The organism is Nonomuraea sp. NPDC050310, from assembly GCF_040655795.1.
Lineage (GTDB): Bacteria > Actinomycetota > Actinomycetes > Streptosporangiales > Streptosporangiaceae > Nonomuraea.
Map to the genome: position 1 here is coordinate 276628 of NZ_JBFAKP010000003.1, position 13427 is coordinate 290054.

Genomic DNA, 13427 nt, shown 5'->3' on the forward strand with positions numbered 1-13427 from the left:
GTCAGCCCGGCCCGTCGCGGCCGAGCAGTTCGACCACGTCCTCGTCGCTGAGCTGGTCGAAACTCCCGTACCACTGCCCCACCGAGCGGAAGTCCCCCGGTGTGGCCAGCACGACCACCTCGTCGGCCTCCGCGCGCAACGCCCGGACCGTCTCCGGCGCGGCCACCGGCACCGCGAGGGTGAGCCGGCCCGGCTTGGCGCCGCTGACCGCCCGGAGCGCGGCCCGCGCCGTCCCGCCGGTGGCCAGGCCGTCGTCGATCACCACGACCTCGCGGCCGGTCAGCGACGGCAGCCTCCGGTCGGCCCGGTAGACCCGCACCCGGCGCTCCAGCTCCCGCCGCTCGGCCTCGACCACCTCGGCCACCGACTCGGGGGTGAGCCCGAGCCGGTTCAGCATCGCCTGGTCGAGGACGGGCTCGCCGCCCTCGCAGATCGCCCCCACGCCCAGCTCGGGCGAGGGGGGATAGCCGATCTTCCTGGCCACCAGCACGTCGAGCGTGCCGCCGACCCGGCGCACCACCGGGACGGCCACCGGCACCCCGCCGCGCGGCAGGGCCAGCACGACCGGGTCGCGCCGGCCGTGGCCGGGGTGCCCGAGACCGAGATGGAGCAGGCGCTCGGCGAGCAGTGCGCCGGCCTCGGAGCGGTCGGTGAACAGGGGCCCCATGAAAGGGTGCTACCCCGGCCACCCCCACGACACGCCGAAACCCACCCCACGGGGAAGGCAGGTCCGGCGGGTCACCCGCCAGAACCCGCCCGGCCCATGGGGAAGCCGGCGTGCCGGGGTCAGCGACCCTGGTTCTTGTAGTGCTGGCGCAGTTGCTTGGTGACGCTCTTCCACCGGCCGACGTGCTCCTTGCGCAGCCGCGCGTCGCCGCGCGCCGCCATCCAGGCCGCCTCCCGCTGGAGCTTGCGCCAGCTCTCCAGCCGCCGCTCGGGCAGCTCGCCGCTCTCCAGCGCCGCCAGTACGGCACAGCCGGGCTCGCTGTCGTGCGCGCAGTCGTCGAACCGGCACTGCTGGGCCAGCTCGTCGATGTCGGCGAAGACCAGGTCCACCCCGTCCGACATGCCGTACAGGCCGACCCGGCGGATACCCGGCGTGTCGATGACCAGCCCGCCCCCGGGCAGCGGGATGAGCTCCCGGTGCACGGTGGTGTGCCGGCCGCGGCCGTCGCCGGCCCTGACCTGCTGGGTCTCCATGACCTCGCCCCCGGCCAGCGCGTTGACCAGGGTGGACTTGCCCGCGCCGGAAGGCCCGAGCACCACCGCGGTCAGCGAGCCGGCGAGGTAGTCGCGCACCAGGTCCACGCCCTCGCCCTGCAGCGAGGAGACCGCGTGCACCTCGACGCCGGGCGCGGCTCCGCGCACGTCGTCGAGCAGGTCGTCGAGCCCCTGCTCGAACAGGTCCGACTTGGTGATCAGCACGACGGGCGTGCCGCCGCTCTCCCACGCCAGCGCCACCAGGCGCTCGATGCGCCCGAGGTCGGCGAAGTCGGTGGCGTGCAGGGCGGGTTCGGCCACGAAGACGAGGTCGACGTTGGCGGCCAGCACCTGCCCCTGGCTGTCGCCGGACAACCCGCCTCGCGAGTCGCGGGCCACGCCGCCCCGCACGAAGGCGCTGCGGCGCGGCAGGACCGCGACGAGCTCGTAGCGGCCCTCGGGCAGCAGGCGCACCGCCGCCCAGTCGCCCACGCAGGGCAGGGCCACGGGGTCGTGCGCGGCGGCCCGCCGCACGTCCGCGCTGTATCGGGCCTGGTGGGTACCGTCCTCGGCGATGACCTCGGCGGCACCGCGGTCGACGCGGGCCACCCGGGCCGGGATGGTGTCGTTGGGCAACTCGGCGGCGAGAGAGTCGGTCCAGCCGAGCAGAGAAAGATCAAAAGACACTGTGGAACACCCTTGGATGAACCCGGGTGTGTCAGGCGACCACCCGGAGGTTGTTGGACGACGGCAGGATCGTCAGAAAGACCCGCATGTCCTCACCTCCTCGGTCGATGTGCCTGCGCTCACTGTAGCACCACAGCCGGTACGGCGAAGCCCCGCCGTACCGCCAGCGGGCCGGTACGGCGGGGCTGTCCTGGTGCTTACAGGCCCGGGGCCGGGAACTGCGCGGTCAGCTCGCTGACCTCGTGGTGCACGCGGGAGATCACGTCCTCGGCGTCGCCCTTGGCCAGCGCGGTGACGACCTCGTCGATCCAGGCGCCGATCTGCCGCATCTCGCCCTCCTTCATGCCGCGCGAGGTGACCGAGGGGGTGCCGATGCGGATGCCGGAGGGGTCGAACGGCTTGCGGGTGTCGAACGGCACGGTGTTGTAGTTCGTCTCCAGCCCGGCCCGGTCGAGCGCCTGGGCGGCGGGCTTGCCGCCGATGCCCTTGGGGGTCAGGTCGAGCAGGATCAGGTGGTTGTCCGTGCCGCCGGAGACCAGGTCGAAGCCGCGCGCGGACAGCTCCTCGGCCAGCGCCTTGGCGTTGGCGACGACCTGGTGGGCGTAGGTCTTGAACTCCGGCTGGGCCGCCTCGTGCAGCGCCACCGCGATGGCCGCGGTGGTGTGGTTGTGTGGGCCGCCCTGCAGGCCGGGGAAGACCGCCTTGTTGAGCGCGGTGGCGTGCTCGTCGGTGGTGGCCATGAGCATGGCGCCGCGCGGGCCGCGCAGGGTCTTGTGCGTCGTGGTGGAGATGACGTCGGCGTGGCCGACCGGCGAGGGGTGCGCGCCACCGGCGACCAGGCCGGCGATGTGCGCGATGTCGGCGGCCAGCACGGCGCCCACCTCGCGGGCGATGGCGGCGAAGCCCTCGAAGTCGATGGTGCGCGGGATGGCGGTGCCGCCGCAGAAGATCAGCTTGGGCCGGTGCTCCAGGGCCAGCTCGCGGACCTCGTCCAGGTCGACGCGGCCGGTGTCCTGGCGCACGCCGTACCGGACCGGGTTGAACCACTTGCCGGTGGCGCTGACCGACCAGCCGTGCGTCAGGTGGCCGCCAAAGGGCAGGCCCATGCCCATGACCGTGTCGCCCGGCTGCAGGAAGGCCATGTAGATCGCCAGGTTGGCGGGCGAGCCGGAGTAGGGCTGCACGTTGGCGTGGTTGACGCCGAAGACGGCCTTGGCCCGCTCCTGGGCGAGAGTCTCGATCTGGTCGATGACCTGCTGGCCCTCGTAGTAACGCTTGCCCGCGTAGCCCTCGGAGTACTTGTTGGTCAGCACCGTGCCGGTGGCCTCGAGCACGGCCTTGGAGACATAGTTCTCCGAGGCGATGAGCTTGACGGTGTCGGCCTGACGCCGCTCCTCGGCCTTGATCAGCTCGGCGAGCTGGGGGTCGACGTTAGCGAGAGAACTCATGACACTCCTGTCAGTGGTGATCATCGGCGAAGACCCAGGCGCCCGGCCTCCGCCCGCTCGCTCCCCGGTGGTGCCCCACCCACGCGCCAGTCGCGCCCTAGACACTATCAGCGGCCGGTACGGCTGGCGGCGTGCGGCCACAGCCGGTCCACCTCGGCGTTCAGCAGCGCGCCGATCAGAACCGCCAAGGCCGTGATGTACAGCCACAAAAGCACCGCGATGGGGGCGGCCAGCGAGCCGTACACGCTCATCGGGGACAGCCACGAGGCCAGCACCGCGCGCAGGACGGCGGCGCAGACGATCCACAGGAACAGCGCCAGGATCGCGCCCGGCAGCTCGCGGAACCACTTCGTCCGCACCGGCACGCTCACGTGGTAGAGCATCGTCAGGAACAGCACCGACCCGATGACCACCACCGGCCAGTAGAGCACGTCCACCAGCACGTCGTACTCGCGGAAGGCGGCCCGCAGCAGGTCGGGGCCGATCAGCATGACCGGCATCACCACCACGCCGATCAGCAGCGCCACCACGTACAGGCCGAAGGACATGAGCCGGGTCCTGATGATCCCGCGCTCCTCCCCCAGCCCGTAGGCCACCGAGATCAGGTCCACGTAGACGTACAACGCCCTCGAGCCCGACCAGAGCGACAGCAGGAAACCCAGCGAGATCAGCGGCACGCTGTGGTTGGGATTGAGCACGTCGTCGATGAGCGGTTTCAGCACCCGCTCGATCGCGTCCTCGGTGAACAGGTACTGGGCCTGGTCGAGGACCGCGTCCTTGACCGTGGTGATGGTGTCGGGGCCGAGCAGCGTGCTCAGCGGCGCGAGCACGGCCAGCAGCCCCAGCACGAACGGCGGCAGCGACAGCAGCGCGAAGAACGCCGCCTCCCCCGCCAATCCGGTCACCCGGTAGGTGACGCCCGCGTTGACGGTCGCGCGCACGATGGACCAGGACCTGGTGTCGAGCACCCAGCTCAACCGGGCCCTGGCCTCTCGCAGAGGCGAGCGTTTGGGTTTCGGCGCTCGCGTGCGCGCATCGGTGGACGTCATCTCGCTCAGCATATGACCTGGGGACATCGCTACCCCGATGCGCGCCGTTTACCGGTCGATGTCCACCACTTTCGCCCCCAGCGGCAGCAAGGAGATCGGAATCATCTTGAGGTTGGCGATGCCCAGCGGAATCCCGATGATCGAGACGAACAGCGGGATACTGGTCAGGACGTGCCCGATCGCCAGCCAGATCCCGGCGACCACCACCCAGATGACGTTCCCGATCGTGGACATGATCCCGGCCTCCGGGTCGCGGACGACCGTCCTGCCGAACGGCCACAACGCGTACCCCGCGATCCGGAACGAGGCGATGCCGAACGGGATCGTGATGATCAGGATGCAGCAGATGACGCCGGCGAGGGCGTAACCGGCCGCCAGCCAGATCCCGGCGAAGATCAGCCAGATGACGTTCAGGATGGTCCGCATACCTTCAGGATGTCATCGCCCTTTCGCCGGGATCATCCGGCATCCCCCTGGTCAGACCCTGATCCGCTACTCAGGGTCACGGGGCGGGCGTCCCGGTCCGGGAGGGCCGGCGAAGGCCTGGGCCACGTCCATCCAGGCGTCGGCGGTGGGGCCGGTGACGTCGAGGGCGGTGTCGGAGCGGTGGACGCGCTGGGTCACCAGCAGGCAGAAGTCGAGGGCCGGGCCCCTGACCACGTCGGCGGCGTCCGCAGGGCCCGCGGCCCACAGGGTGCCGTCGGGCAGGGTGAGCTCCACCCGGACGGGGCCCGTGGGCACGGGCAGGCCGCGTACGGCGAAGCCGTACGGCATGGCCCTGAAGCCGATCGTCGCGACGTGCCGGAGCCGGGCGGTGGGGCGTCGGGTGACGCCGGCCGCGTCGGCGACGTCCTGGCCGTGGGCCCAGGTCTCCATCAGCCGGGCGGTGACGAACGAGGCGGCCGACATGTCCGGCCCGTACCAGGGCACGCGGTCGCGCGGCGCGAGCGTGGCGAAGGTCTCCAGCATGGTCGCGCGGGCGCGCAGGAACCACTCCAGCACCTCGTGCGGGAGCAACGTCCTGGAGTCCTCGGTGACGGTGTCCACGAAGCCCGGGTCGAGCGAGGCGAGCGAGCGCCGGAAGCCGAACGGGTCGGCCACCGCACGGGTGGCGGCCTCGTCGAACCACGCCAGGTGGGCCACCTGGTCGCGGATCGTCCAGCCTTCCGCGGGGGTGCCGGTCTCCCAGTCCTGGGCCCGCAGCGGGCGCAGGATCTCGACCAGCGACTCGGTCTCGGCGCGCAGGTCGGCCAGCAGGCCGGCGATTAAGTCCATGAGGGATGCTGTACCTATGATCTGCGAGCATTGCAAGGACAAACGGCACCAGGAGTGCCGTGGTGGGTCCTGGTGCGACTGCCAGCATCAGCCGCGCGCCCGCCCGGAGGGCCGGGAGGACCGCCGTTCGGAGGGCGAGCCCGACCTGAACTGGAAGCGGCAGGGCTGACGGGTCTTTCTCGGCCACCGCGGGCGGGGCTAGGGTCCTCGCGTGGGTTTACGGTTCCTGGCCGTTTCTGTGACGGTTGCGCCGCTGGTGGCGGCGTTGCGGTGGTTGTTCAGTCCGCCGGACGGGTCTGCTGCCGTGGCGCCGGGTGAGGTCGGGTTCGGGGTGCTGCTCGCATGGGATGCCGGGCGGCTGGTGCCGGTGTTCGTGCCGATCGTGCTGGCGGTGGCGCTTCGGAGCGGGGCCGGGCGGGTGGCGGCGGGGGTGCCGCTGGTGGCCGCCGGGCTGCTGGTCGCGCAGAGGTGGTTGCTGCCCATGCCGGGGGCGCGGGGCTGGGGGTTGCCCTGGGAGGTGCTGGGGCCTTATCTGGCGGCCTCGGCCCTGGTGGTTCTGGCGATGAGGCGAGGCGGCACGCCGGCGGGGTTGAGCGGGCGTCAGCCGGGGCTCTGGGGTGGGGCGGCGGTGGCGGCGGCGTTGCCCACCCTGATCGGGCCGGGGTTCGTGGCGGGGCCGGTGAGCCGGGTCTCGTACCTGCCGGCGTCGGTGGTGGTGCCCTTCCACGTGGAGCTGGCTCTCGACTACGTGAGGGCGCTCGGGCCGCCGCTGGCCGCGGTGGCGCTGGGGCTGGTGGCGCTCACCGTGCGAACGACAGCCACGAAACCAGCGGTCCCGCACCCCGCCCCGTGACCCGGAGGGCGGGGAAAGGGGAATGGCCGGAAGAGTCCAAAGTGTGGACCCCGCCTTGGACATCCGTAATCGCCGGGGTATCGTCATGACCATGCCAGCGGACCCCATGCTCACCGGTCGACGCCACGTCGACCTTCAGCGTGTCCGCAGTGCCATCTGTTGCGACGCCCGCTAACCCCTTCCTGCCGAAGCCGGGCTCGTCGCACGCCACCCCACCCTGAACCCCTGCACTCGATGACGAGGCAGGAGGATCGCCGTGCGCGCCCGAAGAACCCAAAGGACGCGCAATGACGACCAGCCCGATCAAGGGAAACGCCAGCCGCCACCACAAGCGCCCGCGCGGCGAGGGCCAGTGGGCGCTCGGCTACCACGAGCCGCTCAACAAGAACGAAGAGAACAAGAAGAACGACGACGGCCTCAACGTCCGCCAGCGGATCATCGACATCTACAGCAAGCGCGGTTTCGACTCGATCGATCCCGCCGACCTGCGCGGGCGGATGCGCTGGTACGGGCTGTACACCCAGCGCAAGCCCGGCATCGACGGCGGGAAGACGGCGATCCTGGAGCCGGAGGAACTGGACGACCGCTACTTCATGCTGCGGGTCCGGATCGACGGCGGCCAGCTCAGCCTGGAGCAGCTCCGGGTGGTGGCCGACCTGGCCAACGAGTACGCCAGGGGCACCGCGGACGTCACCGACCGGCAGAACATCCAGCTCCACTGGGTGGAGATCGAGTCGGTCCCGGACATCTGGGAGCGGCTGGAGGCCGTGGGCCTGTCGACGACCGAGGCGTGCGGCGACACCCCGCGAGTGATCATGGGGTGCCCGCTGGCCGGGATCGACCAGGACGAGCTGCTCGACGCGACGCCGCAGGTGCGGGAGATCCACGACCGGTTCATCGGTGACCCGGCCTACTCCAACCTGCCGCGCAAGTTCAAGTCGGCGCTGTCCGGCTGCCCGGCGCACTGCACGGTGCACGAGATCAACGACGTGGCCTTCGTCGCGGTGGACAAGGACGGCGAGAAGGGCTTCGACCTGTGGGTCGGCGGCGGCCTGTCGACCAACCCGATGTTCGCCAAGCGCATCGGCGTCTTCGTCCGCCCGGACCAGGTGGCCGACGTCTACGGCGGCGTGATCGGCATCTTCCGCGACTACGGCTACCGCCGGCTGCGGCACCGGGCGCGGATCAAGTTCCTGGTCAACGACTGGGGCGTGGAGAAGTTCCGCGAGGTGCTGGAGACGGAGTACCTCAAGGAGCCGCTGCCCGACGGCCCGGCTCCGGTCGAGCCGCGCGCACACCGGCGTGACCACGTCGGCGTCTTCCCGCAGAAGGACGGCAACTTCTACGTCGGTTTCGCGCCCAAGGTCGGCCGCCTGGACGGCGACCGGCTGCACCTGATCGCCGACCTGGCCGAGAAGTACGGCTCGGCCCGGGTGCGCACCACGGTCGAGCAGAAGATGGTCATCCTCGACGTCGCCCCCGACCAGGTGGACGGCCTGGTGGCCGAGCTGGAGGCCAACGACCTGAAGGTCAACCCGTCCACCTTCCGCCGCCAGACGATGGCCTGCACCGGCATCGAGTTCTGCAAGCTGGCCATCGTCGAGACCAAGGCCGCGGGGGCCAATCTCATCGACGAGCTGGAGCGCCGCCTGCCGGACTTCGCCGAGCCGCTGACCATCAACCTCAACGGCTGCCCCAACTCCTGCGCCCGCATCCAGGTCGCCGACATCGGGCTGAAGGGCCAGCTCGTCGACGGCAAGGAGGGCTTCCAGATCCACCTGGGCGGCTCGCTGGGCGTCAACCCCGGCTTCGGCCGCAAGGTGCGCGGTCTCAAGACCACGGCCGAGGACCTGCCCGACTACGTCGAGCGGGTGCTGCGCAACTTCGAGTCCCAGAAGAAGGACGGCGAGCGGTTCGCCGACTGGGTCCAGCGCGCGGACGAGGGTGATCTCTCGTGAGCGAGCGCGCGGTGCCTTTCCACTGCCCCTACTGCGGTGACGAGGACCTGGAGCCCTACGAGCGCGACGGCGGCTGGTACTGCCGCTCCTGCGCTCGCGCCTTCAAGCTGACCTTTCTGGGGATCGGGGTAAAGATATGACGCTCGTCGACATCGAGCTCGGCCTGCGAGAGCAACGCGGCACGCTCGACCTGCAGAGCATCGTGGAGTCCGCCGCGGTCTTCCTGGAGGGCGCGCCGGCCCGGGAGATCATCCGCTGGGCCGCGGCCACCTTCGGCGACCGGCTGTGCCTGACCTCGTCGATGAGCGACGCGCTCCTCATCGACCTGGTCAGCCGGGTCAAGCCGGGCGTGGACGTGCTCTTCCTGGACACCGGCTACCACTTCGCCGAGACCATCGGCACGCGCGACGCGGTGCGGGCGGTCTACGACGTCAACGTGATCGACATCTACCCGAGCCGCAGCGTGGCCGAGCAGGAGCGTGACCTGGGCCCGCGGCTGTTCGGCCGCAACCCGGACCTGTGCTGCTACCTGCGCAAGGTCGAGCCGCTCAACCGGGCGCTGGAGCCGTACCTCGCCTGGATCTCAGGGATCCGGCGCGACGAGTCGCCCACCCGCACCGGCACCAAGGTGGTCGAGTGGGACGCCAAGCGGCAGATGGTGAAGGTCAACCCGATCGCCGCCTGGACGCAGGAGGAGGTCGACAACTACATCGCCGACAACGGCGTGCTGATCAACCCGCTGCACTACGACAACTACCCGTCGATCGGCTGCGCCCCGTGCACCCGGCAGGTGGCCGAGGGCGAGGACCCGCGCAGTGGCCGCTGGGCCGGCCTGGGGAAGATCGAATGCGGCCTGCACACGTGAGTCCCGGCCCGTTGGCAGGCGGGCCGGGCTCCTCCCCCGCGGCCGGGCCTTCGGCCGCGCCCCTCGTCGCGGTGGCGCACGGGTCGCGTGATCCGCGTGCCGCCGCGACGGTGGCGGCTCTGCTCGATCTGGTACGGCTGGCGCGCCCCGGCCTGGAGGTGCGCGCGGCCTACCTCGACCATGCCGGGCCCCGGCTGCCCGAGGCGCTGGGCGGCCTGGCGGAGGCGGTGGTGCTGCCGCTGCTGCTGACCGAGGCCTACCACAGCCGGGTGGACCTGCCGTCGGCGCTGGCCGAGGTGCGGGCCCGCACGGGCGTGCGGGTGCGGTACGGCCGCACGCTGGGGCCGCACCCGCTCATGACGCAGATCATGGAGCGCCGCCTGGCCGAGGCCGGGGTGGCGCGCGACGCGGAGACCGCGCTGGTGCTGGTGTCGGCGGGGTCGAGCGACGCCCGGGCCAACGCCGTCATCGCGCGGATGGCGCGGGAGTGGCCGGCCGGCTGGCGGTCGGTCGGCGCGGCCTACGCCTCGGCGGCCGGGCCGTCGCCGGAGGAGGCCGTGGCGCGGGCGCGTCAGGCCGGGGCCGCCCGGGTGGTCTGCGTGCCGTACTTGCTGGCTCCCGGGTATTTCGCGGACAAGGTGCGGCGCACGTCGGGCGCGGACGTGACCGCGGACGTGCTGGGCGCGGCGCCTGAGCTGGCCGCGGTGCTGCTTCAGCGTTACGACGAGACTACGCAACGTAGCCAAGGTGTCACGCCGGAGCTACTTCTGCAGGCGGCCGGCCGATAGCACGATGACCTTCTGCAGCTCTTCTCACTGAGCTCCCCACTTCCGGCCCCGGGCACGCCGCAACCCGGGGCCGGTCCCATGTTGTCCACATGAAACGCACTATTGCATGCCTTGCGCTCGATGTGTATACATCTCATCAAGAAAGCGCACACCACCGAGGAGGCATGCGTGAGCTGGTTTGCCCTGGGTTCGTATCGGGCCGGCGCGGAGCTGAGACCGGCGCTGGTCCTGGCGCCCGACCGGGTCCACGACCTGGCCGCGCTGTGGAAGGGCCCGCTCCCCGACCTGGTCACCCTGCTGACCGGGCACGAGGAGGAGCTCGTCCGCCTCGCCGAGGCCGCCGCCGCCCGGACCGACCTGCCCGACCACAGCGCCGAGCTGGCCGAGCCGTACCGGCCGGGCCGGATCTTCGCCGCCGCCTCCAACTTCGTCGACCACGCCGACGAGATGGGCACGGTGCTCGCCGCCAAGGCCGACAGCCAGCCGTACGTCTTCATGAAGGCCGACTCCGCGGTGGTCGGCCCCGGACGGGACGTGGTGATGCCGGCCGGCACGCGGCAGCTCGACTGGGAGGTCGAGCTGGCCGCGGTGATCGGCCGCGGCGGCCGGCACATCCCGGCCGAGCGGGCGCTGGAGCACGTGGCCGGCTACAGCATCCTCAACGACGTCTCGGCGCGCGACCTCAACATGCGCGACGACTTCCCCTTCACCTTCGACTGGTTCCGCGGCAAGTGCTTCGACACCTTCGCGCCCTTCGGGCCGTGGGTGGTGCCGGCGCGCTTCATCCGCGACCCGCAGCACGTCGCGCTGCGCCTGGCCGTCAACGGCCAGATCATGCAGGACGGCAAGACGAACGAGATGATCTTCACGCTGGCCGAGCAGATCGCCTACCTGTCGAGCATCCTCACCCTCCGGCCCGGCGACGTGATCGCCACCGGCACCCCAGACGGCGTCGGCATGGGCCGCGGCGTCTACCTCTCCTCCGGAGACGTCATGCGAGCCGAGATCGACGGCATCGGCGTCCTGGAGAACCCCGTGATCCAGGAGTAGCCATGAAGCATGCAGTGGCCGCGGCCGCCCTGACAGCGTTGCTCGTCGCGTGCGGCTCGGCCGGCGGCGGGGGTGGGACGAAGGTCACCTTCAACCTCGCCTGGTTCCCGCAGGGCAGCCTCGGCGGCGTCTTCGCCGCCATCGACCAGGGGTACTACGAGGCCGAGGGCCTCAGCGTGGAGCCCGTCCGGGGGTACGGCGGCACGCGCACGGTCAACGAGATCGACCAGGGCCAGTGGGACTACGGCTACGGCGACCCGATCAGCGTCATCCTCAACCGCGCCAAGAACGGCAAGACCGTGATGGTCGGCGCGCTCAACACCGTCTGGCCCGGCGGCCTGTGCTACGACGCCGGCAAGCACTCGGTCAACGGCCTGGCCGACCTGAAGGGCCTGGTGCTCGGCGGCGGCGCGACCTCGCCGATCCAGAGCCTGCTGCCGGTCTGGCTGGAGCGCAACCAGTTGCCCAAGGAGCACATCAAGCTGCTCAAGATGGACCCGGCCGTGGTCGACGCCTCGCTGGTCCAGGGCAAGATCGACCTGTCCGACTGCTGGGCCGGCAGCAACCGCGCGACCGTGCTCGACCTGGCCAAGGCGGCCGGGCGTGAGATCAAGTGGCTCGACTACCGCGAGCACGGCCTCGACATGTACGGCAACGGCATCGTCACCTCGGCCGAGCGGCTGAGCAAGGACCCCGAGCAGGTCAGGAAGTTCCTGCGGGCGACCTACAAGGGCTACGCCTTCATGAAGGACAACCCGGCCAAGGTCGTCGAGATCATGCTCAAGCGCTACCCGGAGCTCAAGTCCGACGTGCTGACCCGGCAGGTCGAGGACATGAACCAGCTCCTCGGCGACGGCAGCGGCCGCTTCGACCCGGCCCGGATGGCCAGCACCGCCGAGATCATCGGGACCGCCTACCAGGTGCGGGTCCCACCCACCGACGTCTACAGCAACGACTACCTGAAGTGAGGCGACCCCCATGCCCAAGCCCCGCCCCCGCAAGCTCGGCCACCTGGTCCTGCAGGTGCGCGACATCCAGAAGTCGTACGAGTTCTACACCGAGATCGTCGGCCTGACCCTGTCGGACTGGATCGGCGACTCCATGGTCTTCCTGCGCTGCGGGACCGACCACCACGACCTGGGCCTGGCCCAGCTCCCGCCGGAGACCGCCGCCCTGCCGCCGCGCGAGGTCGGCGAGCGCGCCGGGCTGGAGCACTTCTCCTACGAGGTCGGCGGCCTGGAGGAGCTGGAGGGCATCGCCGACTTCCTGGAGGAGAAGAACGTCGACATCGTCCGCGGCATCGGGAAGCACGGGCCCGGCGAGAACCTCTTCCTAGTCTTCCGCGACCCCGACGGCAACTTCGTGGAGTTCTACGCCGACATGGTGCGGATCGACGCCGAGCACCCCTACGAGCCGGCCGTCTGGGAGGACAACCTGGACGCCTACGACCAGTGGCACTTCAGCCGCTTCCGCGTCACCGCCCCCGCCCTCTACCAGGAGAAGGCGTGAGGCGCTGGGTCGAACCCGCGCTGCTGGTCGTGGCCCTGCTGGCGCTGTGGGAGTGGCTGCCGGGCCTGCTGGGCCTGAAGTCCTACCTGCTGCCCCGGCTCAGCGAGGTGCTCGCGGCGGGCTGGGAGTCGCGGGCCACGCTGGGCGAGTACCTGCTGATCACCACCTGGGAGGTGCTGCTGGGCTTCGCCGCCGCCGCGCTCGGCGGGGTGGTCCTGGCGGTGCTCATCCACGGCTGGCCCCCGCTGCGCCGCACGCTCTACCCGCTGCTGGTGGCGTTGCAGGGGCTGCCGAAGGTGGCGCTCGCGCCGCTGTTCGTCGTCTGGTTCGGCTACGGGCTGGGGTCGAAGGCGCTGATGGCCTTCCTGTTCGCCTTCTTCCCGGTGGCCATCGCCACCCTGGGCGGGCTGGCCGGCACCCCCAGCCACCTGGAGGAGCACTTCCGGGCGCTGAAGGCCACGCGCTGGCAGACCTTCGCCCGGCTGCGCGTGCCGTACGCGCTGCCGGCGGTGGTGGACGGCTGCAAGGTGGCCATGCCGCTGGCGGTCATCGGCGCCATCGTCGGCGAGTTCGTGGGCGCGGAGAAAGGGCTGGGCAGCCAGATCCAGTTCGCCGCCTCCAGCAACCGCACCGACCTGGTGTTCGCCGCGCTGGTGCTGGTCAGCGCGTTGTCGTTCCTGCTCTACGGAGTCATCGAGTTGCTCGGCCGCCTCGTCTGGTGGCGCGGCCGGTCCATCACCTAAGG

At 71.0% G+C, this 13427-nt stretch carries 16 protein-coding genes; 10 read left to right on the plus strand and 6 right to left on the minus strand.

The features are described from left to right. Position 1: 1 nt before the first annotated feature. From AB0I67_RS10925 to AB0I67_RS10950, 6 genes are all read right to left on the minus strand, one after another. Positions 2–667, minus strand: coding sequence for a phosphoribosyltransferase family protein (locus AB0I67_RS10925; protein ID WP_357921084.1), 666 nt, complete (start codon positions 665–667; stop codon positions 2–4). 119 nt (positions 668–786) lie between these two features. Beyond that, positions 787–1887, minus strand: coding sequence for a ribosome small subunit-dependent GTPase A (gene rsgA, locus AB0I67_RS10930; protein ID WP_357921087.1), 1101 nt, complete (start codon positions 1885–1887; stop codon positions 787–789). A 197-nt stretch (positions 1888–2084) separates the two neighbouring features. Next, positions 2085–3335: a serine hydroxymethyltransferase gene (gene glyA, locus AB0I67_RS10935; RefSeq protein ID WP_357921090.1), complete on the minus strand. Its 1251-nt coding sequence runs from the start codon at positions 3333–3335 to the stop codon at positions 2085–2087. A 107-nt stretch (positions 3336–3442) separates the two neighbouring features. Further along, positions 3443–4384 carry a YihY/virulence factor BrkB family protein gene (locus AB0I67_RS10940; RefSeq protein ID WP_357921093.1) on the minus strand — a complete coding sequence of 314 codons (942 nt, stop codon included), beginning with the start codon at positions 4382–4384 and terminating at the stop codon, positions 3443–3445. Positions 4385–4432: 48 nt separating this feature from the next. Beyond that, entirely contained in the window at positions 4433–4810 is a 378-nt protein-coding gene (locus AB0I67_RS10945; protein WP_357921096.1) for a YccF domain-containing protein, read from the minus strand. 66 nt (positions 4811–4876) lie between these two features. After that, positions 4877–5659, minus strand: a complete 783-nt coding sequence (locus AB0I67_RS10950) for a TIGR03084 family metal-binding protein (RefSeq protein WP_357921099.1) — start codon at positions 5657–5659, stop codon at positions 4877–4879. Between the two features lie 211 nt (positions 5660–5870). Between AB0I67_RS10950 and AB0I67_RS10955 the strand changes: the two genes are divergently transcribed. The 10 genes from AB0I67_RS10955 (at position 5871) to AB0I67_RS11000 (ending at position 13425) form a co-directional block, all read left to right on the plus strand. After that, positions 5871–6512 (plus strand): hypothetical protein, encoded by a 642-nt coding sequence (locus tag AB0I67_RS10955; RefSeq protein WP_357921102.1) that lies wholly within the window; start codon positions 5871–5873, stop codon positions 6510–6512. Between the two features lie 91 nt (positions 6513–6603). After that, entirely contained in the window at positions 6604–6687 is an 84-nt protein-coding gene (locus tag AB0I67_RS10960) for a putative leader peptide (protein ID WP_357922150.1), read from the plus strand. A gap of 112 nt (positions 6688–6799) precedes the next feature. Next, positions 6800–8470: a nitrite/sulfite reductase gene (locus tag AB0I67_RS10965; RefSeq protein WP_357921104.1), complete on the plus strand. Its 1671-nt coding sequence runs from the start codon at positions 6800–6802 to the stop codon at positions 8468–8470. Further along, positions 8467–8610 carry an Insertion element protein gene (locus tag AB0I67_RS10970; protein WP_357921107.1) on the plus strand — a complete coding sequence of 48 codons (144 nt, stop codon included), beginning with the start codon at positions 8467–8469 and terminating at the stop codon, positions 8608–8610. The genes AB0I67_RS10965 and AB0I67_RS10970 overlap by 4 nt, the downstream gene beginning before the upstream one ends. Further along, positions 8607–9335 (plus strand): phosphoadenylyl-sulfate reductase, encoded by a 729-nt coding sequence (locus AB0I67_RS10975; RefSeq protein WP_357921110.1) that lies wholly within the window; start codon positions 8607–8609, stop codon positions 9333–9335. Before AB0I67_RS10970 ends, AB0I67_RS10975 begins: the two co-directional genes overlap by 4 nt. Continuing rightward, positions 9317–10123: a sirohydrochlorin chelatase gene (locus tag AB0I67_RS10980; RefSeq protein ID WP_357921113.1), complete on the plus strand. Its 807-nt coding sequence runs from the start codon at positions 9317–9319 to the stop codon at positions 10121–10123. The genes AB0I67_RS10975 and AB0I67_RS10980 overlap by 19 nt, the downstream gene beginning before the upstream one ends. Positions 10124–10291: 168 nt before the next feature. Next, complete coding sequence (locus tag AB0I67_RS10985; protein ID WP_357921116.1) at positions 10292–11173, plus strand: fumarylacetoacetate hydrolase family protein; 882 nt, start codon at positions 10292–10294, stop codon at positions 11171–11173. Positions 11174–11175: 2 nt separating this feature from the next. Further along, complete coding sequence (locus tag AB0I67_RS10990) at positions 11176–12141, plus strand: ABC transporter substrate-binding protein (RefSeq protein WP_357921119.1); 966 nt, start codon at positions 11176–11178, stop codon at positions 12139–12141. A 10-nt stretch (positions 12142–12151) separates the two neighbouring features. Then, positions 12152–12682, plus strand: a complete 531-nt coding sequence (locus AB0I67_RS10995; protein ID WP_357921122.1) for a VOC family protein — start codon at positions 12152–12154, stop codon at positions 12680–12682. Beyond that, complete coding sequence (locus tag AB0I67_RS11000; RefSeq protein ID WP_357921124.1) at positions 12679–13425, plus strand: ABC transporter permease; 747 nt, start codon at positions 12679–12681, stop codon at positions 13423–13425. The genes AB0I67_RS10995 and AB0I67_RS11000 overlap by 4 nt, the downstream gene beginning before the upstream one ends. The last annotated feature ends 2 nt before the right edge of the window (positions 13426–13427 follow it).